General features: G+C 64.8%; 21 protein-coding genes and 2 tRNA genes. 7 read left to right on the top strand and 16 right to left on the bottom strand.

The genetic code is table 11. The features are described from left to right. Nucleotides 1-2 precede the first annotated feature (2 nt). The 5 genes from BJQ95_RS00115 (at nt 3) to pknB (ending at nt 7590) form a co-directional block, all read left to right on the top strand. On the top strand, nt 3-1232 hold the full coding sequence (locus BJQ95_RS00115; protein WP_130177681.1) for a PP2C family serine/threonine-protein phosphatase: 1230 nt from the start codon (nt 3-5) through the stop codon (nt 1230-1232). Beyond that, on the top strand, nt 1216-2616 hold the full coding sequence (locus BJQ95_RS00110; RefSeq protein ID WP_130177680.1) for an FtsW/RodA/SpoVE family cell cycle protein: 1401 nt from the start codon (nt 1216-1218) through the stop codon (nt 2614-2616). Before BJQ95_RS00115 ends, BJQ95_RS00110 begins: the two co-directional genes overlap by 17 nt. Beyond that, nucleotides 2617-4068 (top strand): penicillin-binding protein 2, encoded by a 1452-nt coding sequence (locus BJQ95_RS00105; RefSeq protein ID WP_130177679.1) that lies wholly within the window; start codon nt 2617-2619, stop codon nt 4066-4068. Then, the gene (locus BJQ95_RS00100; protein ID WP_130177678.1) at nt 4065-5810 is read left to right on the top strand and encodes a protein kinase; all 1746 of its coding nucleotides are present in this window, start codon (nt 4065-4067) and stop codon (nt 5808-5810) included. Before BJQ95_RS00105 ends, BJQ95_RS00100 begins: the two co-directional genes overlap by 4 nt. A gap of 82 nt (nt 5811-5892) precedes the next feature. Continuing rightward, nucleotides 5893-7590 carry a Stk1 family PASTA domain-containing Ser/Thr kinase gene (gene pknB / locus BJQ95_RS00095; RefSeq protein ID WP_130177677.1) on the top strand — a complete coding sequence of 566 codons (1698 nt, stop codon included), beginning with the start codon at nt 5893-5895 and terminating at the stop codon, nt 7588-7590. A gap of 94 nt (nt 7591-7684) precedes the next feature. Here pknB and BJQ95_RS00090 read toward each other — a convergent pair whose 3' ends face one another. The 3 genes from BJQ95_RS00090 to BJQ95_RS00080 are packed head-to-tail and all read right to left on the bottom strand — an operon-like array spanning nt 7685 to nt 9323. Then, the gene (locus BJQ95_RS00090) at nt 7685-8323 is read right to left on the bottom strand and encodes an aminodeoxychorismate/anthranilate synthase component II (protein WP_130177676.1); all 639 of its coding nucleotides are present in this window, start codon (nt 8321-8323) and stop codon (nt 7685-7687) included. Then, a complete protein-coding gene (locus BJQ95_RS00085) occupies nt 8320-8481 on the bottom strand; it encodes a hypothetical protein (RefSeq protein WP_165384919.1) in 162 nt (53 codons plus the stop codon). Before BJQ95_RS00085 ends, BJQ95_RS00090 begins: the two co-directional genes overlap by 4 nt. 41 nt (nt 8482-8522) lie before the next feature. Beyond that, nucleotides 8523-9323: a class E sortase gene (locus BJQ95_RS00080; protein ID WP_130177675.1), complete on the bottom strand. Its 801-nt coding sequence runs from the start codon at nt 9321-9323 to the stop codon at nt 8523-8525. Between the two features lie 86 nt (nt 9324-9409). Between BJQ95_RS00080 and BJQ95_RS00075 the strand changes: the two genes are divergently transcribed. Then, nucleotides 9410-9652: a cell division protein CrgA gene (locus BJQ95_RS00075; protein ID WP_130177674.1), complete on the top strand. Its 243-nt coding sequence runs from the start codon at nt 9410-9412 to the stop codon at nt 9650-9652. Between the two features lie 151 nt (nt 9653-9803). Here the strand turns inward: BJQ95_RS00075 and BJQ95_RS00070 are convergent, their stop codons facing one another. Both BJQ95_RS00070 and BJQ95_RS00065 read right to left on the bottom strand, forming a co-directional pair. After that, on the bottom strand, nt 9804-10652 hold the full coding sequence (locus BJQ95_RS00070) for a rhomboid family intramembrane serine protease (RefSeq protein WP_256041474.1): 849 nt from the start codon (nt 10650-10652) through the stop codon (nt 9804-9806). Nucleotides 10653-10663: 11 nt separating this feature from the next. Continuing rightward, nucleotides 10664-11203 (bottom strand): peptidylprolyl isomerase, encoded by a 540-nt coding sequence (locus tag BJQ95_RS00065; RefSeq protein WP_130177673.1) that lies wholly within the window; start codon nt 11201-11203, stop codon nt 10664-10666. Between the two features lie 124 nt (nt 11204-11327). Between BJQ95_RS00065 and BJQ95_RS00060 the strand changes: the two genes are divergently transcribed. Next, the gene (locus tag BJQ95_RS00060) at nt 11328-11864 is read left to right on the top strand and encodes a hypothetical protein (RefSeq protein ID WP_130177672.1); all 537 of its coding nucleotides are present in this window, start codon (nt 11328-11330) and stop codon (nt 11862-11864) included. A 402-nt stretch (nt 11865-12266) separates the two neighbouring features. Here the strand turns inward: BJQ95_RS00060 and BJQ95_RS00055 are convergent, their stop codons facing one another. From BJQ95_RS00055 to dnaA, 11 genes are all read right to left on the bottom strand, one after another. Continuing rightward, nucleotides 12267-13745: a class I SAM-dependent DNA methyltransferase gene (locus tag BJQ95_RS00055; protein WP_130177671.1), complete on the bottom strand. Its 1479-nt coding sequence runs from the start codon at nt 13743-13745 to the stop codon at nt 12267-12269. Between the two features lie 222 nt (nt 13746-13967). Next, nucleotides 13968-14040 (bottom strand) — tRNA-Ala (locus BJQ95_RS00050). A 93-nt stretch (nt 14041-14133) separates the two neighbouring features. Next, nucleotides 14134-14207: transfer RNA gene (locus BJQ95_RS00045), tRNA-Ile, on the bottom strand. 84 nt (nt 14208-14291) lie between these two features. Next, nucleotides 14292-14699 (bottom strand): DUF3566 domain-containing protein, encoded by a 408-nt coding sequence (locus BJQ95_RS00040; RefSeq protein ID WP_130177670.1) that lies wholly within the window; start codon nt 14697-14699, stop codon nt 14292-14294. Then, entirely contained in the window at nt 14692-17199 is a 2508-nt protein-coding gene (gene gyrA, locus BJQ95_RS00035) for a DNA gyrase subunit A (RefSeq protein WP_240694740.1), read from the bottom strand. Before gyrA ends, BJQ95_RS00040 begins: the two co-directional genes overlap by 8 nt. 64 nt (nt 17200-17263) lie before the next feature. Beyond that, a complete protein-coding gene (gene gyrB, locus BJQ95_RS00030) occupies nt 17264-19243 on the bottom strand; it encodes a DNA topoisomerase (ATP-hydrolyzing) subunit B (RefSeq protein ID WP_130177668.1) in 1980 nt (659 codons plus the stop codon). Between the two features lie 121 nt (nt 19244-19364). After that, nucleotides 19365-19853 (bottom strand): DUF721 domain-containing protein, encoded by a 489-nt coding sequence (locus BJQ95_RS00025; protein ID WP_130177667.1) that lies wholly within the window; start codon nt 19851-19853, stop codon nt 19365-19367. Beyond that, complete coding sequence (recF, locus tag BJQ95_RS00020) at nt 19846-21033, bottom strand: DNA replication/repair protein RecF (RefSeq protein WP_130177666.1); 1188 nt, start codon at nt 21031-21033, stop codon at nt 19846-19848. The genes BJQ95_RS00025 and recF overlap by 8 nt, the downstream gene beginning before the upstream one ends. A 6-nt stretch (nt 21034-21039) precedes the next feature. Further along, nucleotides 21040-21927, bottom strand: a complete 888-nt coding sequence (gene gnd / locus BJQ95_RS00015; RefSeq protein ID WP_130177665.1) for a phosphogluconate dehydrogenase (NAD(+)-dependent, decarboxylating) — start codon at nt 21925-21927, stop codon at nt 21040-21042. A gap of 44 nt (nt 21928-21971) precedes the next feature. After that, entirely contained in the window at nt 21972-23120 is a 1149-nt protein-coding gene (gene dnaN / locus BJQ95_RS00010) for a DNA polymerase III subunit beta (protein ID WP_130177664.1), read from the bottom strand. 365 nt (nt 23121-23485) lie between these two features. Continuing rightward, entirely contained in the window at nt 23486-24907 is a 1422-nt protein-coding gene (gene dnaA / locus BJQ95_RS00005; protein ID WP_130177663.1) for a chromosomal replication initiator protein DnaA, read from the bottom strand.

Genomic DNA, 24907 nt, shown 5'->3' with positions numbered 1-24907 from the left:
GCATGGCCTCGGTTAGTCACAGCGCAGCCGCGTCCAACGTTGGCAAGATTCGTTCCAACAATCAGGACTCCGGATACGCGGGACATACCCTGTTCGTCGTGGCCGACGGCATGGGCGGGCACGCGGGCGGCGACGTCGCCTCCGCCATTGCCACCAAGCGCATCATGGAGGCCGACACGACCTACCTCTCGGCCCAGGACGCCGAGTTCGCGCTGCAGGCCGCCCTGATCGCCGCCAACTCCCAGCTGGCCGAGACCGTCTTCGAACACGCCGAGCTCACCGGCATGGGCACCACCGTCAGCGCCCTGGTGGTGCTGGACGACCAGGTCGCCATCGCGCACATCGGCGACTCCCGCATCTACCTGTTCCGCGACGGCGAACTGTCCCAGATCACCACCGACCACACCTTCGTGCAGCGGCTCGTTGACAGCGGCCGCATCACCGAGGCCGAAGCCATGGTGCACCCGCGCCGCTCGGTGCTGATGCGGGTGCTCGGCGACGTCGAGTCCTCGCCGGAGATCGACACCTCGATCCTGGCCACCCGGGCGGGCGACCGGTGGCTGATCTGCTCCGACGGGCTGAGCGGCGTGGTGTCGAACACCGGTATCGCCAACGCCCTGAAATCCTCGCTCGACGCCCAGGCCGTCGCCGACCGCCTGGTCAAGGAAAGCCTGGACGGCGGTGCCCCCGACAACGTGACCATCGTCGTCGTCGACATCGGCTCCGGCGGCGAACGCCTCGGTGAGCCCGTTGTGGTCGGTTCCGCATCCGCCCCGCTCGCCTTCGGTGAGGAGCCGGTGCGCACCCGCGCCCCGCGCATCCCGTCGCTGCGCCTGCACCCGGTGCGGGAAACCCACTTCGAGCCGGACTCGCAGGACTACCTGTCCGAGCTGATCGAGGAAGACGCCCGCCGTGCCCGCCGCCGCAAGGTCACCTGGCTGGCCGCCATCGTGCTGCTCATCGTCGCCATCGTCGGCGCCGGGTTGCTCGGCTACCAATGGACCCAGAGTCGGTACTTCGTCGGCGTCGAAGGCAGCACCGTCGCGATCTATCAGGGCATCCAGCAGGATCTGGGGCCCATCAAACTTTCCAGCGTCTACGAAGACACCGACCTGGAGCTGAACCAGCTGCGCGTCTACGACCGCCAGCAGGTGGAGCGCACCATCAACGCGTCCTCCCTGGAGGACGCCAAACTCATCGTCGAACGGTTGAGCAATGCCCCGGCAGAGTAATCCCTCCACGGATGCCCGCGAGGCCGCTCCCCAAACCGGCAAGATCCGTCGGCTGCACCTGCCGCAGAAGCTGCGCAATCTCGAGCTGTTCCTGCTGATCATCGCCTGCGGCATCAACCTGGGCGCCGTCGTACTCGTGCAACTGGGCGCGCTCGGCCTGATCGACACCACCCTGGTGCTGCTGGGCGCGAGCCTGTCCGGCCTGGTTTTCGCGATGCACGTCGTGCTTCGTTTCGTCGCCAGGGAAGCCGATCCGTTCATCCTGCCCATCGCCACCCTGCTCAACGGCATCGGCATCGCGATGATCTACCGCATCGACATCGCCAACAACGAATCCGGCTGGGCCAGCGCCGCCGTGCGGCAGACCGTCTGGAGCGGCCTGGCCATCGCCTGCGCCATCGCCGTGCTTCTCATCATCCGCAATCACCGGGTGCTGTTCCGGTACACCTACGTGGCCGGTTTTGTCGGTGTGCTGCTGTTGCTGCTGCCGCTGGTTCCGGGTCTCGGCCGTGAGGTCAGCGGTGCCAGGGTCTGGATCGGCTTCGGCTCGTTCGCCACCTTCCAACCCGGTGAGATCGCGAAAATCGCCCTGGCCGTGTTCTTCGCCGGCTACCTCGTGCGCAACCGTGACAGCCTCTCCATGGTCGGCAAGAAGTTCCTGGGGATGCGCTTCCCGCGCCTGCGCGACCTCGGCCCGATCCTCGTGGTGTGGGCCCTGTCGATGTCGGTCATCATCTTCCAGCGCGACCTCGGCACCGCCCTGCTGTACTTCGGTCTGTTCCTGGTGATGCTCTACCTGGCCACCGGCCGGCTCAGCTGGGTGTTGCTGGGCATGGCGCTGTTCCTCGGCGGCGCCCTCATCGCCAGCCAGACCCTCGACTATGTCAACGGCAGGTTCACCAACTGGCTGGATGCGCTGAACCCGGCCGTGTATGACGCCGCGGGCGGCAGCTACCAGCTGGTGCAGGGCCTGTTCGGCCTCGCCAAGGGCGGGTTGATCGGCACCGGCCTCGGCCAGGGCCGCCCGGAGCTCACCCCGGTCCCCCAGAGCGACTACATCATCGCCAGCCTCGGCGAGGAGCTCGGCCTGGCCGGCATCTTCGCGATCCTCGCCCTGTACCTGCTCCTGGTCGCCCGCGGCTTCCGCATCGGCTTCGCCGGCCAGGACGACTTCGGCAAGCTCCTCGGCGTCGGGCTGTCCTTCGTCATCGCCCTGCAGTGCTTCATCGTGATCGGCGGTGTCACCCGCGTCATCCCGCTCACCGGCCTTACCACCCCGTTCCTGGCCGCCGGTGGCTCTTCCCTCGTTGCCAACTGGATCATCGTCGCGCTGCTGCTGCGACTGAGTGACACAGTGCGCAACCAACCTCGGCTGGTGGTCTAGTTGAATCGTGAACTCAAGCGCGTGAGCCTCGTCGTGATGCTCATGTTCGTTGCCCTACTCGGGTCGACCTCCATCGTGCAGGTTTTCCAGTCCGACAACCTGTCGGCGGATGACCGAAACACCCGCACCCTGCTCGACAGCTACTCCGTCGAACGCGGCGCCATCCTCGCCGGCGGGGAGCCCATTGCTCAGTCGATGCCGGTTGATGACAACTACAAGTTCCAGCGCACCTACAGCAACGGCCCGCTCTACGCCCCGATCACGGGCTTCATCCCGGTCAACGGCGCCCCCACCGGACTGGAACAGGCCCTGAACGGGGAGCTCAGCGGCACCTCGAACGCACAGTTCTTCGACCAGATCTCCAGCGTGGTCACCGGCCAGGACCCCAAGGGCGCCGCCGTCGAGACCAGCATCGACCCGGTCGCGCAGCAGGCCGCCTGGGATGCCCTCGGCGACAACACCGGCTCCGTGGTCGTCACCGAGCCCAAGACCGGCCGGGTGCTTGCCATGGTTTCCAAGCCGAGCTACGACCCGAACGCCCTCGCCGTGCACGACAGCGCCGCGGTGAATGACACCTACGATGCCCTCGTCAACGCCCCCGGCGACCCCCTGATCAACCGGGCCATCAACTCGCTCAACCCGCCCGGCTCGGTCTTCAAGCTCGTCGTGGTGGCCGCAGCCCTTGAGTCGGGCCAGTTCACCCCCGACAGCACCTTCCCCAACCCGGCCACCTACACGCTGCCCAATTCCAGTTCGGTCGTGATCAACTCCGGTGGCGGCGCCTGCGGACCTGGCGACACCGTCACCATCGCCACGGCCCTGCGGCTCTCCTGCAACATCCCGATGGCCGAGCTGGGCCTGCAACTGGGCGATGACGCCATCCGCGCCATGGCCGAGAAGTTCGGCTTCAACTCCGAGTTCAGCATCCCGCTACCGGTCACCGCCAGCGAGTACCCCGAGAACCCCGACGACGCCCAGACGGCGCTGTCGGCGTTCGGCCAGACCAGCGTGCGCGCCACGCCGCTGCAGATGGCCCTGGTCTCGGCCACGATCGCCAATGGAGGTATCGAGATGCAACCCAACCTCGTCGACCAGATCCTGGCACCGGACCTCAGCCCGCTGCAGACCTTCGAACCCGTGGCCGCCGACCGCGTGCTCAGTGCCGAAACCGCGGCCACGATGACCCAGATGATGATGAACGGGGTCCAGGACGGGGCCGCGAGCAATGCAAGAATAGACGGAGTCGACGTGGCGGGAAAAACGGGGACTGCGGAGAACGGCGCCGACGATCCATACACCCTGTGGTTCACCGGATTCGCGCCTGCAGCAGACCCGCAATACGCGATCACCGTTCTCATCGAAAATGGTGGGGGACTCGGTCAGACCGGGTACGGCAACTTGCTTGCCGCACCGATAGCGAAACAGGTACTAGAGGCGGTGCTGAATAAATGAGACCCACAGCAGGGCTCACCTTCGGGGGACGATACGAACTGCAATCCCGCATCGCCATCGGCGGTATGGGCGAGGTTTGGCAATCCGTCGACCTGGTGATCGGGCGCACTGTCGCCATCAAGATCCTCAAGGACGAATACCTCGGCGACCCCGGCTTCCTCGAGCGCTTCCGCGCTGAGGCCCGGCACGCCGCCCTGGTGAACCACGAGGGCATCGCGAACGTGTTCGACTACGGCGAGGAAGACGGCAGCGCCTTCCTGGTGATGGAGCTGGTGCCCGGTGAGGCGCTCTCCACGATCCTCGAGCGCGAGCACACACTGCCCGCCGACAAGGTCCTCGACATCGTCGCGCAAACCGCCGCCGCCCTGCACGCCGCACACGCGGCCGGCCTGGTGCACCGCGACATCAAGCCGGGCAACCTGCTGATCACCCCAGAGGGTCGCGTCAAGATCACCGACTTCGGCATCGCACGCATCGCCGACCAGGTTCCGCTCACCGCGACCGGCCAGGTCATGGGCACCGTGCAGTACCTCTCGCCCGAACAGGCCAGCGGACGCTCGGCGTCGCCGACCACGGACATCTACTCCCTGGGCATCGTCGCCTACGAAAGCCTCGCCGGCCGCCGCCCGTTCACGGGTGAGTCCCAGGTGGCGATCGCCATGGCGCAGATCAACGAGCAGCCGCCGCCGCTGCCCGAGACCGTCTCCGAACCGGTACGCAACCTGGTGATCTCCTGCCTGGCCAAGAACCCCGCGGAGCGTCCCGCCTCCGCGGCGCACCTCGCGCGCGCCGCGATCGCTCTGCGCCGCGGCGATGTCGCGGCAGCGGCCGCATCCGTGCCCGCCGTCATGACGGGCCTCACACCCACGGCCGCGACCATGCTGATGCCCGGTGCCGGCAATGACCAGACCACCCAGCTTATGCCCGCCGCCGGCGGAGTGACGCAGCCAAGCACCCGTGCAGAAGCGGCCGCCGCCGCTGCGGCCGCGGATACGAAGAAAAAGAAGAAGCGCAGTCCCTGGACCTGGCCCCTGGTCGCGCTCATCTCCATCCTCGCCCTCGTACTGGTGGGCACCCTGGTCACGCTGTTCATGCAGCCGGCCGCGGCGCCGGAGCCGGAGCCGACACAGACTTCACAGGCGCCGACTCCCCCGAAGGTCACGCCGACCCCCACCCCGTCGTCCACCTCCGTGGAGCTCAATCAGAGCGATTTCCTCGGTCTGACCAGCACCGAAGCACGGGACAAGCTCAGTGGGCTCGGCCTCAGTGCCAACGTCGTAGCCGACAAGGCGGCACCGGCCGAGGACCAGGCCGACAGGGTCTACGCCATCAACCCCACCGGGCGGGTCGCCGAGGGCACCGAGATCACGGTGCGGGTCTATTCCGAGTTCGTTCCGCCTCTCCCCGACGCGCCCTCAGGCACGCCGACGGCCACACCGGCCACCGTCGCGCCGGCCGGAACCGTCACGGTCACCTGGCCCGCCCAGACCTGCCCAGCCGGGCAGGAACTCTCAGGCTACGAGCTCCTCGCCGAGGGCAACGGGGTCTCTTCCCCGCCGCCCACCGGTGCGGACACGACCACGGCCACCGTCACGGCGGGCACCGGCAACTTCACCGTGAAGTTCCGGTACCTCTGCGGCGACGTCGCCTCCGACTACTCGGCTTCCACCACCGTCACCGTCACGGGGCCTGACGTGCCCACCCCGCCGGCCACCCCGCCGGCCACGCCGCCGGCAGGGTAGGCGTCCCCGGTGGGTGCCTGCAGGGTGCCGACCGGATCTTGGCTAAAATGATCAACATTGTCCGCGAGCAGGGAGTTTTGCATTGACTGATGAGGGCCGTCTGCTTGCTGGTCGATACCGCGTGGGAGCGTCCATCGGTCACGGCGGCATGTCCGACGTGCACATCGGCACCGACTCCAGGCTCGGCCGCACCGTGGCCATCAAGCTGCTCAAATCCTCCCTCGCTGCCGACCCCGCCTTCCGCACCCGATTCCGTCAGGAGGCCCAGGCGGCCGCGCGGATGGCGCACCCCACGATTGTGCGCGTCTTCGACGCCGGCGAAGAAACCATCTCCGAAGACGACGGCAGCGAATCGCAGATCCCGTTCATCATCATGGAGTTCGTCGACGGGCGCCTGCTCAAGGACATCATCCGCGAAGGCCCGATCGATTCCGTCGAGGCCGTCCGCATCATCGACGGTGTTCTGACCGCTCTGGAGTACTCGCACCGCGCCGGCGTGGTGCACCGGGACATCAAGCCGGGCAACATCATGATCACCAAGGCCGGCCAGGTGAAGGTGATGGACTTCGGTATCGCCAGGGCCATCTCCGACTCGGCCACGACGGTCGCCCAGACCACGGCCATCCTCGGCACCGCCTCCTACTTCTCCCCCGAGCAGGCCAAGGGCGAGTCGGTGGATGCGCGCACCGACCTGTACTCCAGCGGCGTGGTGCTCTTCGAGATGCTCACGGGCCGTCCGCCTTTCCGCGGCGACACGCCCGTAGCAGTGGCGTACCAGCACGTCAGCGAACCTCCGGTCAAGCCCAGTTCCCTCAACCCCAAGGTGTCGCCGGCGCTGGACACCGTCGTCGTGCACGCCCTGGCCAAGGACCGGTTCGCCCGCTACCAGAGCGCTGTCGAGTTCCGCAACGACGTTGAGACGGCCGGTGCCGGTCACATTCCGGTCAAGCGCACCGCCGACGACGTCGCCGGGGGCCTCTTCGGTGCCCCGCCGGAGGTGGAGTCCACCTCCGAGCTCGCCCTCAAGCAACTCGCCGAGGACCAGACCATGGACCGAACCCAGCGCCGCCCACCGGTGATCTGGATCTGGGCCGGCATCGTCAGCGTCATCGTCATCGTCATCGCGGTGATGTTCTGGGCCCTCAGCCTCACCCCCAACAACGAGCTGCCCGACTCGTCACGACGGGTTCCTGTGCTCACCGGCCTCAGCTACGACGATGCTCAGGATGCACTCCTCGAATTGGACCTCGCGGCCACCAAGGCCGAGGAGAGCAGTCCCACGGTCGCCAAGGACGAGGTCATCCGTACCGATCCGCCATCCGGCACGATCACGCTGCCGACCACCGTCATCAAGGTCTATGTCTCGACCGGTGCCGAACTCGTAGAGATGCCGGACACCACCGACCAGCCGTTCTCCGCGGCGGAACCGTTCCTCACCGAGCGCGGCTTCGTCTCGGGGTCGGTCACCACCCAGAACTCTGCGGACGTCCCGGAGGGCATCGTTCTGGAGACCGTCCCCGCACCGCGGGACCAGACACCGGTCGGTTCGACGGTCGATTTCACGGTGTCCAGCGGACTGGTGACCATGCCCAACCTCGTCGGCCAGGCGCTCACCGCGGCCAATGCGCTCCTGCAGGCGGATGCGACGCAATTGGAGCCGGAACTCGAACCCGACTACACCTGTGACAGCGCCAGCGGCTCACCGGTCACCAAACAGTCCCTCCCTGCCGGTGACGTGCCGCAGAAGTCCGCGGTCGTCCTGACCTACTGCGCCGGCTAACCAGCCGCCTCGCCGTCGGCCGTCTCGCCGGGTCTCGACAAGCTCGACCAACGCGTGGCCTCGCTCTACAGGCCGGGTTGGGGTATTGGCGCGTCTAGCTCAGCTTGAGCATGGGGGTGAGGTGCTTGGCCTTTTCGCGCGCGTCTGGCAGACCGGCCAACGCCAGCCAGTTGGCCACCATCAGGTAGCCGCCCTCCGTCAGGACCGACTCCGGGTGGAACTGCACCCCGAGGATCGGCGCCGACACGTGCCGCAGGCCCATAATCACGCCGCCCTGGGTGCGCGACGTCACGACCAGGTCACTGGGGACCGTGCCGTTCACAACGGCCAGGGAGTGATAGCGGGTGGCCGTGAAGGGCTGGGGGACCCCGTCGTAGAACTCGCTGCCGTCGTGGGTGATCTGGGAGGTCTTACCGTGCATGAGCTCTTCGGCGTTCGTCACCGTCGCGCCGAAGGCCTCGGCGATCGCCTGGTGGCCCAGGCACACGCCGAACAATGGCTGGTTGGCGGCCAGGGCCGCTTCCACGGCCGCGATAGAGACGCCCGCGTCCGACGGCTTACCGGGCCCAGGGGAGACCAGCACCCCGTCGAACTCGGCCAGGCGGGCGGCCACATCCGTCTTGGCGAAGGCGTCGTTGCGCACCACTTCGGTCTCGGCGCCCAGCTCGCGCAGGTAGCCGTTGAGGGTGTAGACGAAGCTGTCGTAGTTGTCGATTACAAGGATGCGGGTCATGGGACGCCCACCGTCACTTCCTGATTGTTGACCAAAGTGTCGACCCAGGGGAAAACCCAGGTGACGAGGCAATAGAGAATAGCCGTTAGCAGCACGAGAACGACGAGGACACGCACCCAGAACGGTCCGGGCAGGAGGCGCCAGATTGCTGCGTACATCGGTTGGTCCTTAACTCTTCTGTATGACGGCTGGGTGGATGTTAGGCGGCGGGGAGCAGGGCCGCCAGCTCGGCTGGAGGCCCCACGGCTGTCGGTTGCCACGATTCGAACACACCGTAGGCGATGATCCGTTCAGCGGTGGAGAACAGCGGGTTACAGGTGGTGAGGGCGATCAGCCGGTCGACGGGAATACCGTCCGGGTCGTGCGGCACCGGCGCGATGGCCTCCACGGCGCTCGGCGGCACGTACTCGAAGTCTCGGAACCTGTAGGTGTAATAGCCGTCGGCGGTCTGCAGGTAGATCGCGTCGCCGAGCTGCAGCTCGTTGATCAGGTGCATCCCGCCGCCGTTGGCGCTGCGGTGCGAGGCGATGGCGAAGTTGCCTACCTCGCCGGGCATCTGTGTTCCCGGGTAGTGACCGATGCCCAGGTCGGGGCTGTTCAACACGTTGGTGCCGGTGCCCTCGGCGATGGTGCGCTGGTAGCTGTCGCCGAACCGGGGCACGTAGAGCACGGCGAACCCCGTCGCATCACTGGGCGCGGCGGCCACTGCGGGGTCGCCATATCCCTCCTCGACTGCTGGGGCAGGGGCCTGGTCCGGCTGGGCTTCGTCGAGCCAGCCCTGACTGATCGACGCCGCGGCCCGAGACTGGGAGGCGGCCATCACGGCGTCGTTCCACCACAGCTGCCAACCGAGGAAGAGAAATACGAGAACGCCCCCGGTCATCAGCACCTCACCGAGGACTCCGAAGACGCTCACCCGGGCGCGCGCCCGCTTCTTCGACCCGCGTTGGGCTGTCCGCCCGCGCAGGGCCGGAACTTCGGACGTGGCCGGCTCGGTCATGCAGTCGATTCTAATCGGGGCGAACCTACTGATCCGCCGAGTGCTTCCGGCAGGGCAACGCAGGCGGGGACGCTAGAATCTCAGGCATGGCACGCACAAATCCCCGAACCAAGCCCGCCCGTCCCGAGGCCCGCGCGGGCGAAGACGCCCCGAACGCCGTCTGGTTCAAACCGGTGATGTTCGGTTTCATGCTGATCGGGCTGGCCTGGATCATCGTCTTCTATGTGAGCCAGGGCGCACTGCCCGTCCCGGCCTTCGGCTCGTGGAACATCCTCGTTGGATTCGGGATCGCCTTCATCGGCTTCCTGATGACCACCCGCTGGCGCTGAGACCCGACTGTTCACCACCCGTTCCGTGTGGTTTAACCACCCGTTCGGGGAGTCAATTACAGCCGTGTAATTATCCCCAATGTGGAAACTCCTGTGGATAACTTTCTCCCCGGGTGTGGATAACCCTGGGGAAACCTAGTGGCCGAGCGGCCTAGACGAAGAACTTGCTCAGGCTCAAAGCCACGAGCAGGGCAGCAAAGCCGCCCAGGAGTAGGAACTGCTGGGTGCGCTTGCTGCGCTGGCGGGTCTGCACATAGATCAGGCCGATGACGGCACCGCCGATGAGGCCCCCGACATGTGCCTGCCAGGCGACGTTGAGTCCGGGCAGGAAGCCGATCACCAGGTTGATGCCGACCAGGATCAGCAGTTGGGTGGCGTTGCCGCCGAGCTTGCGCTGGATGACGAGGAACGCGCCCATCAGCCCGAAGATGGCCCCGGAGGCGCCGACGACGGCCACATACGGGTCGGCCAGGAACAGAACGCCGAGTGAACCGGCCAGGCCGCTGAGTAGGTACAGGGTGAGAAACCGGCCGCGTCCGAGCATCCGCTCGAGGATCTGGCCGAAGATCCACAGGGTGTACATGTTCAGCAGCACGTGGAAGATGAACCCGGTGGAGTGCACGAAGACGCTGGTCAGCATGCGCCACGGTTCGAAGTCGCCCGGATACGAGAACGCGCCGGCGTACAGAAACGCGTTCGTCACGCCCAGTCCGGGAATGAGCTGCAGAATGAAGATGACCAGCGTCAGCGCGATGATCGAGTAGGTGACCACCGGCTCGCCGGCCGCGGTCATGCGTCCGAGCCTGGTGCGGGCGGCCGACTTGGTGCGTGGTGCGCTCTGGCGCTGCTCACGCATGCACTCGGGGCAGATGACGCCCACGGCCGCCTGGGTCTGGCACTCGGGGCAGATGGTGCGACCGCAGCGCTGGCAGAGGATGAAACTCTGCCTGCCCGGATGCCGGTAACAGAAATTGGCGGCGGTTCCGGGCAGGCTGGTCATCTCGGGAGGTCCTAGACCTGCTCGACGGTGATGCTCTCGATGACGACATCGGTGAGCGGACGGTCGCGGCCGTCGGTGGGCACGACGGCGAGCTGGTCGACGATCTTGCGGGAGTCTTCGTCCTCGACGGCGCCGAAGATCGAGTGCTTGCCCTGAAGCCAGGTGGTCGGCACGACGGTGATGAAGAACTGCGAACCGTTGGTGCCGCGACCGCCCTGGATGCCGGCGTTGGCCATGGCGAGGACGTAGGGCTGGGTGAAGTCGAGCTCCGGGCTGATCTCGTCGTCGAACTGGAAGCCGGGTCCGCCGGTGCCCTGGCCCAGCGGGTCGCCGGCCTGGATCATGAAGTCCTTGATGATGCGGTGGAAGACTGTGCCGTTGTACAGCGGGTCGTTGGAGGTCTTGCCCGTTGCCGGGTGCTTCCACTCGATCTCGCCGGTGGCGAGGCCGACGAAGTTCTTGACGGTCTTGGGAGCGTGGTTCCCGAAGAGGTTGACCTTGATCGGTCCGAGGGTTGTATGGAGCGTTGCGACTGCAGTGTGCTTAGACATAGGAATAATTCTTGCACAGCGAAGATTGCACGAATCCGTCTGCTTGTCAGGCATTCAGAGCGCTCACAGGCTATTCAGTGGCAAGATGGGCTGTGTTAACCACAAGAAACGATGGAGGGTCCAGATGAGCCTGTCACGCAAGCGCCGAAAGGAACTCACTCGTCTGCGCAAGAGCGCGGATGAGCTGTGGAGTAATCAGCAGGAAGTTCTCGACCGCGCCAACGAGATTGCACGTGAAGCCGGCCGTCAGGCCAGTGTGCTCACTCGTGAAGAAGTAGTACCCCGCGTTCGCCAGGGCTATGAGCACTACCTCCTCCCCGGTGTGCACGCGACCCAAGATTTTGCCGGTGGCGTTCGCCACCAGGTCACGGACAAGGTTCTGCCGGGGATCGGAACCGCACTGGGCACTGTCATGTCGGTGGGGGATTTCGCCAAGGACGCACGCATCGCCGCGCTCAACCGCGTTCGCTTCCAGAAGCCCGTCGTGGTTCAGAAGCAGGGCCTGGGTGCGGGAACGTACATCGCCATCGGTGTGGGCATCGCTGCCGCAGCCGGTGTGGCGTACGCAATCTGGCAGACCTTCCGTGCCGACGATGAACTGTGGGTCTCCGAAGACGAGTCGCTTCTCGATTCGCCGATTGAGAAGCCCACGGACATCTAGTTCGCAGCATCGCCGACAAGGCCCTCGTCTCTGACGGGGGCCTTGTTGCGTGTCCGGACGCCGGCCCGGCCTTGAGCGCCTGGCACACGCCGTGCGCGGTACGCGGGCCAAGCGCCGTTAGGCGGGCGGCGCGCCACCCGCCTAACGGCGCCTCACCCGCCCCAACGTTTCCGTCCTCGAGGCCCTGTGTGTCGCGTGGGCGGATGCGGAGCCTGGGCGTGTGTCTGTGGGCGATGGGCCGTTCCGGGGCGATCACAGCGCGCCTGGGGGTCAATGAGCCGGTAGTGCCATTCGGCGGGGTAATCTCACCGCCTATGGGCCCGAAGACCTCGAACACGTCGCGCAGGAACTCAACGCCCGCCCACGCAAACCCCCGTCCGCCGGCCGGGCTTTTTCAGACCCTCACATCGTCACCGAGGTTGACGCGGCCATCGTCAATTCACTGGACGGGCGACACACCTCACGAAACATGAAGTCCTCGGGAGTCATCACACGCGAAATCGCGGGATCGGCATTCTCGAACGCTTTGTACGCCTCGAGTACCGCGTTTCGATCACCCGTGCGCATCTCACGTCGCTTCTCGCCCACAGGTTTGTGCAACGCCCCCCACTGGCCGGATCCTTCGATCAGCTGGATCTTGTGCCGGCGCTCAGGATCTTTGTTCGTGTCGAGAATCCAGACGTATGTCGCAGTACCGGTACCGTAGAACATGTCTGTCGGCAGGGCGATGATAGCGTCAACAAGGTCCTCTTCGAGAAGCCACTCACGGATCCCAGGAGGGCCTTGGTCACTGTTGAACAGGGGCGAAGCGCTAGAGACGACTGCCGCGCGACCGCCTTGCCCGTTAGGTGCCGCTGGGCTCAGCTTGGAAGCGCAGTGCGCGAGAAATAGCATCTGCGCATCAGCAGTTCCCGGCAGGCCGTGACTGAATCGCGACCCATGCAAACCGGCCTGGTCATGGACCGATTTCTGGTCCACCGACCAGTCCATGCCCAACGGCGGATTCGAGAGCACATAGTCAAAGGTCTGATTCGCGTAGTGGTCGTCTACGAGAGTGTTCCCCTGCTTAATCGAGTCCGGGTGGCCTCCCTGGATGAGCAGATCAGCCTTTCCCAGGGCGAATGCGGACGGCGTGAGTTCCTGACCATACAGAGTCACGTCCATCGTCGCGTTCATTCGCTTCAACGCGTCCTGGGCAATGAGCAACATCCCGCCGGACCCCGCGGTCGGGTCGTAAATCGAGCGCGCTGCACTCTCACCGGCGAGCGTCTCGTCTTCGTGCGCGATGAGGACATCGACCATCAGATTAATGGCATCGCGTGGGGTGTAGACGTTGCCAGCGGCTTTTCCCTTTTTATTGAATGCGCGGTACATGATGTCCTCGAACACGTCGCCCATCGCGGTGTTGTCGAGTTTGCTCGGGCCAAGGTCCAACGTGGAAAAGTGCTTGACGACAGCGTGTAGGCGGTTCGCCTCCGCAAGGACCTTCACCCGGCGAGCGAAGTCGAAGGCCACCCAGATGTCCGCGATGTTATCGGAGAAACCATCGATGTAGCTCGTCAATGACTTCTCGACGTTGTCGTCGACGGAGGCGATCGTGGCGAGATCGAGCGGCGAGACGTTGTAGAAGCTGAGCTTGAAGCGATCCTTCACGGCGATCTCGATAAGATGCGCCGGGAGCGAGGATCGAGACGCCATGAACTCCGTCACCTGAGCCTGAGTATCCCCAAGCATGCATTCCAGACGCCGCAGAACAGTGAATGGCAAGATGAAGTCGCCGTAATCTTCCTCGTCGACGATGTTGCAAAGGAGCTTGTCTGCTGTCTCCCACACAATTCGTGCTGTCGTTGCGCTCGTGGATCCCGCCGTAGACTCTGCCATGCTGGCTCGTTCCTGGTAGTCCGGTGATGCTCGTATCAGGAACGCTAAAGGACGAATGCGTCACGAATGTGACATTCAGCCGAACGCCAGAGGAAAAGCGATCGCGATGGGCGCCCACGCAGGAACGGCTCAGGGTCTTGCCGCACCGCTAGAGCCCAAGCGGCCGCTCGCCGCGAGATTCCGGGGCACACACGGCCCACCTGCTATGCGGAAGTGAAATTGTGGAGCCACGGGGAATCGAACCCCGGACCTCCTGCTTGCAAAGCAGGCGCTCTACCAATTGAGCTATGGCCCCGAACCGGTTCCTCACAAGGTGAGGATCTGGCGGAGATGTAAGGCTATTCAGTACACAGTGTTTTTGTGACACACACAGTGTTTTTGTCATACGTGGGGATACCGGGATTTGAACCTGGGACCTCTTCGTTATCAGCGAAGCGCTCTAACCAACTGAGCTATATCCCCCCATTGGGCAGATTTGAGACTACCGGAAACCGGCGGAAAGTCCCAATCGAGGCCGGCAGGCGACCTCGATCGGGCATCCGACGGTCAGTTGTTGGTGAATCCGACGAGCAGGCCTCCGGTGACCTTGACGCTCAGGTTGTACAGCACGGCGAAGATCGCGCCCAGGGCGGTCACGACGACGGCGTTGATGACCGCGACAACCACGGCGAAGCCCATCACATTGCCGATCGACAGGATCGTCGTGAGCTCAGAGGCACTCCCGGCGATATCCGTGTACAGCGCGTCGATCTGGGTGAAGATGCCGGTTCCGTTCAGCACCGTGAAGGTGAGGAACGTGGCCACGATGGTGACCACCGCCAGGCACACGGCGATCAGGAAGGACAGTTTGACGGCCGACCAGAAGTCGATATAGACGAGCTTCAGACGTACCTGCTTGGACGACATTGCACCCCGACTCGACTTTTTGGCCAGTTTCTCGGCAACACTACTCATCTGCTGATTCTACTTTCCCCGGATCGCCCTCGGCTGCAGCCTCAAGTTCGACTACCAGATTGCGCTCGGTGTTCTTCGCGATCGCAATGATCCTGTCTTCGGTCGCGAACTTTGCAAAAACAACGCCCATGGTGTCCCGGCCCTTGGCCGGCACTTCGGCGACGTCAGAGCGTACCACCTTGCCGCTGGCAAGGACCACAAGCACTTCGTCCTCCTCGTCGACGATGAGCGCGCCGACCAGGTCGCCGCGGTCATCGTTCAACTTGGCCACCTTGATGCCCAGACCGCCGCGGTTCTGCAGGCGGTACTGGTCGGCGGAGGTGCGCTTGGCGTAGCCGCCCTCTGTCACCACGAAGACGAAACCATCGTCGGAGACGACCGAGGCGTCCAGCAGGGTGTCCTTGCCGCGGAAGTGCATTCCGATCACACCGGAGGTGCTGCGGCCCATCGGGCGGAGCGCCTCGTCGGAGGCGGTGAACCTAATCGACATGCCCTTCTTCGATACCAGCAGAAGATCGGAGTCCTCATCGACGAGCAGAGCGGAGACGAGTTCGTCACCCTCGCGCAGCTTGATGGCGATGATGCCGCCGGTGCGGTTGGTGTCGTATTCGCTCAGCGCGGTCTTCTTGATCAGGCCCTCGCGGGTGGCCAGGGTCAGGTATTGGGCGACGCCGTAGTCCCGGATGTCCAGGATCTGGGCGATTTCCTCACCGGGCTGCAACGCCAGCAGGTTGGCCACGTGCTGGCCCTTGGCATCGCGGCCGGATTCCTGCGCCTCGTAGGCCTTGGCCCGGTAGACGCGGCCGGTGTTGGTGAAGAAGAGCAGCCAGTGGTGGGTCGTGGTGACGAAGAAGTGCTCGACCACATCGTCCGCGCGCAGCTGGGCGCCCTTGACGCCCTTGCCGCCGCGGTGCTGGTTGCGGTAGTTGTCGCTGCGGGTGCGCTTGATGTAGCCGCCGCGGGTGACGGTGACCACCATCTCCTCTTCGGGGATGAGATCCTCGATCGACATGTCGCCGTCGAAGCCGAACATGATCTCGGTGCGGCGGTCGTCGCCGAACTTGTCGGTGATCTCGCCGAGTTCGGTGCTGACGATGCTGCGCTGACGCTCGGGGCTGGCCAGGATCGATTTGAACTCGACGATCTGCAGCTCGAGCTCGGCGGCCTGGTCGACGATTTTCTGACGCTCCAGGGCGGCCAGGCGACGCAGCTGCATGGTGAGGATGGCGTCGGCCTGCAGCTTGTCGACCGTGAGCAGGTCCATCAGGCCCGCGCGCGCGTCGTCCACGGTGGGGGAGCGGCGGATCATGGCGATGACCTCGTCCAGAGCGTCGAGCGCCTTGAGATACCCGCGCAGGATATGGGCATCTGCCTCGGCCTTGTTCAACCGGAACTGGGTGCGACGCACGATCACGTCGATCTGGTGGGCGACCCAGGCGCTGATGAAGCCGTCCAGGGCCAGGGTGCGCGGGATGCCGTCGACGATCGCGAGCATGTTCGCGCCGAAGTTCTCCTGCAGCGAGGTGTGCTTGTAGAGGTTGTTGAGCACGACCTTGGCCACGGCGTCGCGCTTGAGCACGATCACAAGGCGCTGGCCGGTGCGGCCGCTGGTCTCGTCGCGGATGTCGGCGATGCCGGTGATCTTGGCGTCCTTGACCAGGTCGGCGATCTTGATCGCCAGGTTGTCCGGGTTGACCTGGTAGGGCAGCTCGGTGATCACCAGGCAGGTGCGGCCCTGCAGCTCTTCGATGTTCACCACGGCGCGCATCGTGATGGAACCGCGGCCGGTGCGGTAGGCATCCTGGATGCCCTTGATGCCCAGGATCTGCGCGCCGGTGGGGAAGTCAGGGCCCTTGATGCGCTGGATCAGTGCTTCGAGCAGTTCTTCGCGGGTGGCGTCAGGATTCTCCAGGTACCACAGGGCGCCTGCGGCCACTTCGCGCAGGTTGTGCGGCGGGATGTTGGTGGCCATGCCAACGGCGATGCCGACGGAGCCGTTCACCAGCAGGTTGGGGAACCGGGCCGGAAGAACGGTGGGTTCCAGGGTACGGCCGTCGTAGTTGTCCTGGAAGTCGACGGTGTCTTCGTCGATGTCGCGGACCATCTCGAGGGCAAGCGGGGCCATCTTGGTCTCGGTGTACCGGGGGGCGGCGGCGCCGTCGTTGCCGGGGGAGCCGAAGTTGCCCTGGCCGAGGGCCAGCGGGTAACGGAGGCTCCACGGCTGCACGAGGCGCACGAGGGCGTCGTAGATGGAGGAATCACCGTGCGGGTGGAACTGGCCCATCACGTCGCCGACGACACGGGCGCACTTCGAGAACGCCTTGTCCGGACGATAGCCGCCGTCGTACATGGCGTAGATCACACGGCGGTGCACGGGCTTCATGCCGTCACGCACGTCGGGCAGCGCGCGCCCGACGATGACGCTCATGGCGTAGTCGAGGTAGGAACGCTGCATTTCCAGCTGCAGGTCGACCTGGTCGATCTTGCCGTGCTGGGTCAGGTGCGCCGCTGCCGCAGCAAGCCCGGCGGCGTCGGGGGCGTCCGGCGTGATGCCGGTGGTGTCGTCAGATGTCAAGGAAACGCACGTCCTTCGCGTTCTTCTGGATGAAGTTGCGTCGGGATTCGACGTCTTCGCCCATCAGGGTGGAGAAAATCTCGTCGGCGGCTGCCGCGTCATCCAGGGTCACCTGGAGCAGGGTGCGGGACTCGGGGGCCATCGTGGTTTCCCACAGCTCCTTGTAGTCCATCTCGCCCAGCCCCTTGTAGCGCTGGATGCCGTTGTCCTTCGGGATCCGTTTGCCGGCGGCGGCGCCGTCGGCGAGCAGGGCGTCCCGCTCCGCATCCGAGTACACGTACTCGTGGGCCGAGTTGGCCCACTTGAGCCGGTAGAGCGGTGGCTGGGCGAGGTACACATAGCCGAGGTCGATCAGCGGCCGCATGTAGCGGAACAGCAGGGTGAGCAGCAGGGTGGTGATGTGCTGGCCGTCGACGTCGGCATCGGCCATCAGCACGATCTTGTGGTAGCGCACCTTGTCCTGGTTGAAGTCCTCGCCGATGCCGGCGCCGAACGCCGTGATCATCGCCTGTACTTCGGCGTTGCCCAGGGCACGGTCGAGCCGGGCTTTCTCCACGTTGAGGATCTTGCCGCGCAGAGGCAGGATCGCCTGGGTCTCGGGGTTGCGGCCCTGAACGGCGGAACCGCCGGCCGAGTCACCCTCGACGATGAAGATCTCGGACGCCGCGGGGTCCTTGCTCTGGCAGTCCTTGAGCTTGCCGGGCATACCGCCACCCTCGAGCAGGCCCTTGCGGCGGGCGGTTTCACGCGCCTTGCGGGCTGCCATGCGGGCAGTCGCGGCCTGCAGGGACTTGCGGATGATCTCGCGGGCCTGAACCGGGTTGCGGTTGAACCAGTCGGTGAGCTGGTCGCCGACAACACGCTGCACGAAGGCCTTGGCCTCGGTGTTGCCCAGCTTGGTCTTGGTCTGGCCTTCGAACTGCGGTTCGGCGAGCTTGATCGACACGACCGCGGTCAGGCCCTCGCGCACGTCGTCGCCGGAGAGGTTGTCGTCCTTCTCCTTCAGGATGCCCTTTTCGCGGGCGTACTTGTTCACCAGGGTGGTCAGCGCCGCGCGGAAGCCCTCTTCGTGGGTGCCGCCCTCGTGGGTGTTGATCGTGTTCGCGTAGGTGTGCACACTCTCGGTGTATGCGGTGGTCCACTGCATGGCCACCTCGAGGGCGATCTTCTTCTCGGTGTCCTCGAATTCGAAGGAGATGATCTCCTCGTTGACCAGGTCCGCCTTCTTGGCCCGGTTGAGGTAGGCCACGTAGTCCATCAGGCCCTGCTCGTACATGAAACTGTTGCTGAGCGGCTTGTCCTCGGCGTTGAGGCTGTCCGGGCGTTCGTCGGTGAGCGTGAGACGCAGGCCCTTGTTGAGGAAGGCCATCTGCTGGAAACGTGCGCGCAGGGTCTCGTAGTCGAAGATGACGGTCTCGAAGGTTTCCGAGCTCGGCCAGAACGTGATCGTGGTTCCGGTCTCGTCCGAGACCTCGTCCTTGTGAAGTGACTCGTTCGGAACACCGTTGTGGAAACTCTGCCGCCAGGCGTTGCCCTGCCGGCGCACCTCGACCTCGAGGCGGCTGGAGAGCGCGTTGACGACGGAGCTGCCGACGCCGTGGAGTCCGCCCGAGACCGCGTAGCCGCCGCCGCCGAACTTGCCGCCGGCATGCAGCACCGTGAGCACCACTTCGACGGTGGACTTGCCCTCGGCCTTGTGAATGTCCACGGGGATACCACGACCGTTGTCCTGCACGCGGACGGCGCCGTCAGCGAGGATGCGGATGTCGATGGTGTCGCAGTAGCCGGCGAGGGCCTCGTCGACGGAGTTGTCGACGATCTCGTAGACCAGGTGGTGCAGACCGCGTGGACCGGTTGAACCGATGTACATTCCGGGTCGTTTGCGAACAGCTTCAAGGCCTTCGAGAACCTGGATGTCTTCTGCGCCGTAAGCGTGCTGCTCCGGCTCAGTTTTCGGTTCAATTGTCATGTGAAATTGGGCTCCTGACCGTCGCACAGGCGACCCTTCAGCCTACCAACCCCCCCAAGCCTCAGCGGCCAAAACCGCCGTTTGACGCGTTTTATTCGTAGGGTTGACCTGTTTTGGCTACCTAGCCGTAGGTATCGCGTGGACCACGCCCTGGGATTGATCTGGGACCCTTTTTCCACGAGGGGGCGTTGGGTCCCTGAAAACGAATCGCGGCGATGCCAGCATCCGGGAACTTCTGCATGATCTGAGTCATGATTTCGACGCGCATCATTCGCAGCTGTGTGGCCCACGCCGTTGACTCGCAGTGCACTGTCAGGATGCCCTCGTCGATGCCCGCCGGGGTGGAGTGCTTCGAGGTTTCCTCACCGGCCAGTTCGATCCAGGACGCGAGCAGATCGGACTGGGCCATCGGGGAGTTCCAGCCGAGCTGGGCGGTGAGTGAGTTGATGGTCTCGCCCAGCCCGCGCGGGTCCCGGCCGGCGCCGAACGGAACGCTCGACCCGATCTGGGGGCTGGCCTTGCGCCTGGCGCGGGTTCGTTTGGCATTGGGGTCGCCGAAGACGTCCTTGAACCTGAGATAGACCTTGGCGGCCTCGCTGTGTTCAGCCATGCTCGGCGCCCTGTTCCGCGGCGGGGCCGTCGACGACGGCGCCGGCGTGGATGTGGATGGCGTGGGCGGCGAGCACCGCGGGAACATCCTCGAACACGGCGGCGGTGATGAGAACCTGTTCGTAGCCGGTCACAGCCTCGGCGAGGCGTCGGCGGCGGGACTGGTCGAGTTCGGCGAACACGTCATCGAGGATCAGCACCGGGTCGCCGCTGGTGGAATCCCGTCGAAGCAGCTCGGCCGAGGCCAGTTTGAGGGCGAGGGCGAACGACCAGGATTCGCCGTGGCTGGCGTAGCCCTTGGCCGGCAGATTGTTCAGTTCGAAGACGAGGTCGTCGCGGTGCGGCCCGGCCAAGGTCATGCCGCGGTCCAGTTCCTTGCGGCGGAGGCCCGCCAGCGCGGTGCGGAAGGTTTCCGCGGTCTCCGAGCCGCTGCCGCCGGGCTGCGCGGCGGCGGGGGAGGAGGAGCCTTCGTCTTCATCAGCGCCCAAAATGCTCAGGGACGCCACCAGGTTCGGCCCGTGGTCGGCGCCGGCAACCGACTTGTACGCGCTGTGCAACGGCGGCAGCAGCTCGGCCACGAGATCGGCACGCGCGTCGATCAATTCGGAGCCGAGGGCAACCAGCCGCTCGTCCCAGATATCGAGGGTGCCCAGCTGGGTGGTCTTCAAGCCGGATGCCCTAGCCGACTTGAGCAGGGTGTTGCGCTGTTTGAGTACCCGGTCGTAGTCGGTGAGCACCCCGGAGAACCGGGGGTTGCGCAGCACCAGCAATTGGTCGAGGAACCGCCGGCGGCCGGAGGGATCGCCGCGCACCAGAGCCAGGTCCTCAGGGGCGAAGAGCACGCTGGAGAAGTAGCGGGGGAGTTCGCGGGTCTTGATGACCGACCGGTTGATCTGGGCCCGGTTGAGTCCGGACCGGTTGATCTGCACCTCGGCGAGAAGGTCTCGGCCGTTGTATTCCAGCCGGGCCCGGATGATCGCTGCGTCCTGCCCTGAACGCACCATCGCACCGGTTTGGGACACCCGGTGCGAACTCAGGGTGCTGAGGAAACCGAGTGCCTCGACCAGGTTGGTCTTGCCCTGGCCGTTCCGGCCGACGATCAGATTGGGTCCGGCGCCGAAGGGGACCTCCGCCTGGGCATAGTTGCGGAAGTCAGTGAGGGAGAGGTGCGCGACCCGCACGCGGGATCAGTCTGCCTTCTTTATGGCATGGCCGCCGAACTGGTTGCGCAGCGCGGCCACGGCCTTCATGGCCGGGGAATCGTCTTGACGGGAGGCGAAGCGCGCGAAGATCGACGCGCTGATCGCGGGCACCGGAACGGCGTTCTTGATGGCCTCTTCGATGGTCCAGCGGCCCTCGCCGGAATCCTCGACGTAGCCGTCGATGTCGCCCAGCTGCGGGTCGTCCTTGAGCGCGAGCACCAGTAGTTCGAGCAACCAGGATCGCACGACGGTGCCGCGCTGCCACGCGGTGAAGATGCCCGGGACGTCGTGAATCAGGTCGTCGCGCTTCTCGAGCAGTTCGTAACCCTCGGCGTAGGCCTGCATCAGGGCGTATTCGATGCCGTTGTGCACCATCTTGGCGTAGTGGCCGGCGCCCACCTTGCCGGCGTGCACGAAGCCTTCTTCGCGCGGGCCCTCCGGGCGCAGCGCGTCGAAGACCGGCATCGCCCGCTCGACGTCGGCAGCCGAACCGCCGACCATGAGTCCAAAACCGTTGGTCAGGCCCCAGACTCCGCCGGAGACACCGGCGTCCACGTAGTGGATGCCCTGCTCGGCGAGCAGCGCCTCGTGGGTGAAGTCGTCGGTGAACCTGGAGTTACCGCCGTCGATGACCAGGTCACCGGGGGAGAGCTTGGTGGCCAGGTCGGCGATCACCGATGTCGTGATCGCGCCGGCCGGAACCATGACCCAGACCAGCCGGGGAGCCGGCAGCGCTGCCACCAGCTCGGCGGTGCCGGCCACTTCGCTCACATCGGGATTGCGGTCATAGCCGGTCACGGTCAGACCGGCTGCCCGCAGCCGGTCCCGCATGTTGGCACCCATTTTGCCGAGGCCGACGATTCCGATGTGCATGGCTGTCCTTCGTGGTTCGTGTCGTGCTGGCGAGACTGTCGTGCCTAACGCAGGAGCAGGTTCGGCTGCAGGAGGTAGCGGTAGCTGTCGGCGCCCGGCTGCTCGCGGGAGGTCTGGCTCGTGATGAGCACGGGTCCCGGCTTGTTGGGGTTTTCGGTCTTGGTGAAGGAGATCCGCACGAACTCGGAATGCACAGCGCCGAGCCCGTCCAGAAGGAACTGCGGCTTGAGCGAGACGACAGTGTCGCCGCCGGCGAGAATCGCGTCGATGGTCTCGGAGGCCTGGGCCTGTTCGGAGCCGATCGCTTCGAGCGTGAGGCCGTCGGCCGTGAAGCTGAACCGGAGTGCGGCTTCACGCTCGAGCACCAGCTGCACGCGGCGGGTGGCCTCGACCAGTTCCGCGGTGTTCATCACGGCGTAGTTGTCGACGTTCTCGGGGAAGAGGCGACGGACCGGCGGGTAGTTGCCCTTGATCAAGAGCGACGTGACGGTCTTCTTGTCGGCGGTGAAGGCGATCAGTTCACGGTCGTCGGTGTTGGTGACGGCTACCGAAATGGTGCCGCTGTGGCCGAAGGTCTTGCCGACCTCCTGCAGGGTGCGGGCCGGCACCAGCGCGGTGATCGGTTCCTGGGCCTGGTTGGCTCCAGGGTCCCAGTCGATCTCGCGCACGGCAACGCGGTACCGGTCGGTGGCGACGAGGCTGATGCTGTTCTCGGTGATCTGCAGCTGTACACCGGTGATCACCGGGGTGACGTCGTCGCGGGATGCCGCGACGGCTACCTGGGAAACGGCCGCAGCAAATTCCTCGGCGGGTACCAGGCCGGATTGGGCGCTGACCTGGGGAATGCTTGGATATTCCTCTACCGGCATAGACAGCAGAGTGAAGTTTGCGGTGCCGCAGCTCACGGTGATGCGGGAGTCCCTGGTGGAGAAACGTACCGGAGCGTTGGGCATCCGGCTGGCGATCTCGGCCAGAAGACGACCGGAGACCAGGACCTTGCCGGTCTCTTCGACATCGGCTGCGATCTCGGTCTGCGCCGACACTTCGTAGTCGAACGAGGACAGGATCAGGCCGGTCTCTGTCGCCTCGATCAAGACGCCGCTCAAAATGGGCAGGGTGGTGCGTTGGGGAAGGAGTTTGACAGCGAAAGAAACGGCTTCGCTGAAGACATCCCGATTGGCCTGAAATCTCACGAAGTCACTCCTGTCGGTGGAGACCTGGATACGGCCTCAATGCTAGTCGGGTTTGCCGACGGCCTATTTCTTGTGAGCCGGCGGCGAGTGAAGGTTGTTGGACCTGGAGCTAATGAAGTTAATCGTTAATATTCTTAACCGGTGTGGAAACTGTGGATAACTCGGTGGATAGCGCTCAGTGACTGGGAACTACAAACTTGTAATTTGTGGACGCCCTGTGAGCGCTAAGCCCAATGAATGACAGGAACTGCGTTCTGTAATTCGGAGTTTTCACAAGTGGGCCGTGCGTTTCTACAGGTTGACCCGAGTTGTCCGGGCAGTTTCCACAGGGTTATCCACAGGTACGAAACACAAAAAATTTTCTCTTACTTGTAACGGTGGTCCTGCTTGATCCGGTTTGTGAGTTCCGTGACCTGGTTGTAGATGGAACGGCGTTCCTTCATCAGTTCGCTGATCTTCTTGTTCGCGTACATCACGGTGGTGTGGTCGCGGTTACCGAACAGCTGCCCGATCTTCGGCAGGGACAGATTCGTCAGCTCACGGCATAGGTACATGGCGATCTGCCGGGCGGTGGCGACGGCCTGCGACCGGGACGAGCCGTACAGGTCGTCGACAGTGAGCTTGAAATAATCGGCGGTATTGGTGATGATGTCCACCGGCGCGATCACATTGTCTTCGTCGAGGGTGATCACGTCCTTCAGCACGGTCTGCACCAGGTTCATGTCCACTGGCGTGCGGTTCAAGCTCGCGAAGGCGGTCACCCGGATCAGGGTGCCCTCCAATTCGCGGATGTTGGACGACACCTTGGACGCCATGAACTCAAGGATGTCGTGCGGCACCTGCAGTTTTTCGCTCTGCGCCTTCTTGCGGAGGATCGCGATGCGGGTCTCCAGGTCGGGAGCCTGCACATCCGTGATCAGGCCCCACTCGAAGCGGGACCGCATCCGATCTTCGAACCCGGTGAGGGCCTTGGGTGGCAGGTCGCTGGTGATGACGACCTGCTTGTTGTGGTCGTGCAGGGTGTTGAAGGTGTGGAAGAAGGCTTCCTGGGTCTCCGCCTTGCCCTGCAGGAACTGGATGTCGTCGATCATCAGGATGTCGATGTTGCGGTAGCGGTTCTGGAATGCCGACCCGCGGTTGTTGGCAATCGAGTTGATGAAGTCGTTGGTGAACTCCTCGCTACTGACGTAACGCACCCGGATGCCGGGGTACAGGCTCATGGCGTAATGGCCGATGGCGTGTAGCAGGTGAGTCTTGCCCAGTCCGGAGGAACCGTAGATGAAGAGCGGGTTGTACGCCTTGGCCGGAGCTTCGGCGACGGCGACGGCCGCGGCGTGGGCGAACCGGTTGGACTGGCCGATCACGAAGTTGTCGAAGCTGTACTTGGAATTCAACCGGGTGTCGTGCGGGCGCTCGGGGGAGGCGCTCTCGAAGACCGACTGTGGGGTGGCCGGTGTCTCGATGTCGGGCTGGCGTTGGATGGGTTCCTGCACCGGGCGCAGGGATTCCTGCTCGAGTTCCGGATTGACCACGACGTAGAAGGTGGTGACGGCGACTGACTCGCTGAGCTGACCCATCGCGGTGAGCAGCGGAACCCGCATGCGCACGTTGAGCATGCTCGCGGTGAACTCGTTGGGCACCTCGAGGTAGAACGTGCCGGCCGCGATGCCCTTCGGTTCGACCAGGTTCAGGAAGCCGTACAGCATCGGAGTGACGGTGTCGTCGGACTCCAGCAGGGTCAGGACTGACCGCCAGGTTTCGCTGATGGGCTGTTCCCCGTCTGGCAT

Source organism: Cryobacterium sp. SO1 (assembly GCF_004210215.2).
In the GTDB taxonomy this organism is placed as follows: Bacteria; Actinomycetota; Actinomycetes; order Actinomycetales; family Microbacteriaceae; genus Cryobacterium.
This window is presented reverse-complemented; position numbering and strand designations above follow the sequence as displayed.

Bases quoted from the DNA above. Each gene is read 5' to 3' on its own strand.
- gyrB (WP_130177668.1), bottom strand. From the start codon at position 19,243: ATGACAATTGAACCGAAAACTGAGCCGGAGCAGCACGCTTACGGCGCA.
- BJQ95_RS00090 (WP_130177676.1), bottom strand. From the start codon at position 8,323: ATGACCCGCATCCTTGTAATCGACAACTACGACAGCTTCGTCTACACC.
- BJQ95_RS00060 (WP_130177672.1), top strand. From the start codon at position 11,328: ATGAGCCTGTCACGCAAGCGCCGAAAGGAACTCACTCGTCTGCGCAAG.
- BJQ95_RS00075 (WP_130177674.1), top strand. From the start codon at position 9,410: ATGGCACGCACAAATCCCCGAACCAAGCCCGCCCGTCCCGAGGCCCGC.
- BJQ95_RS00085 (WP_165384919.1), bottom strand. From the start codon at position 8,481: ATGTACGCAGCAATCTGGCGCCTCCTGCCCGGACCGTTCTGGGTGCGT.
- BJQ95_RS00065 (WP_130177673.1), bottom strand. From the start codon at position 11,203: ATGTCTAAGCACACTGCAGTCGCAACGCTCCATACAACCCTCGGACCG.
- BJQ95_RS00040 (WP_130177670.1), bottom strand. From the start codon at position 14,699: ATGAGTAGTGTTGCCGAGAAACTGGCCAAAAAGTCGAGTCGGGGTGCA.
- BJQ95_RS00070 (WP_256041474.1), bottom strand. From the start codon at position 10,652: ATGACCAGCCTGCCCGGAACCGCCGCCAATTTCTGTTACCGGCATCCG.
- BJQ95_RS00055 (WP_130177671.1), bottom strand. From the start codon at position 13,745: ATGGCAGAGTCTACGGCGGGATCCACGAGCGCAACGACAGCACGAATT.
- BJQ95_RS00110 (WP_130177680.1), top strand. From the start codon at position 1,216: ATGCCCCGGCAGAGTAATCCCTCCACGGATGCCCGCGAGGCCGCTCCC.
- gnd (WP_130177665.1), bottom strand. From the start codon at position 21,927: ATGCACATCGGAATCGTCGGCCTCGGCAAAATGGGTGCCAACATGCGG.
- dnaA (WP_130177663.1), bottom strand. From the start codon at position 24,907: ATGCCAGACGGGGAACAGCCCATCAGCGAAACCTGGCGGTCAGTCCTG.
- BJQ95_RS00100 (WP_130177678.1), top strand. From the start codon at position 4,065: ATGAGACCCACAGCAGGGCTCACCTTCGGGGGACGATACGAACTGCAA.
- BJQ95_RS00025 (WP_130177667.1), bottom strand. From the start codon at position 19,853: ATGGCTGAACACAGCGAGGCCGCCAAGGTCTATCTCAGGTTCAAGGAC.
- BJQ95_RS00115 (WP_130177681.1), top strand. From the start codon at position 3: ATGGCCTCGGTTAGTCACAGCGCAGCCGCGTCCAACGTTGGCAAGATT.
- BJQ95_RS00080 (WP_130177675.1), bottom strand. From the start codon at position 9,323: ATGACCGAGCCGGCCACGTCCGAAGTTCCGGCCCTGCGCGGGCGGACA.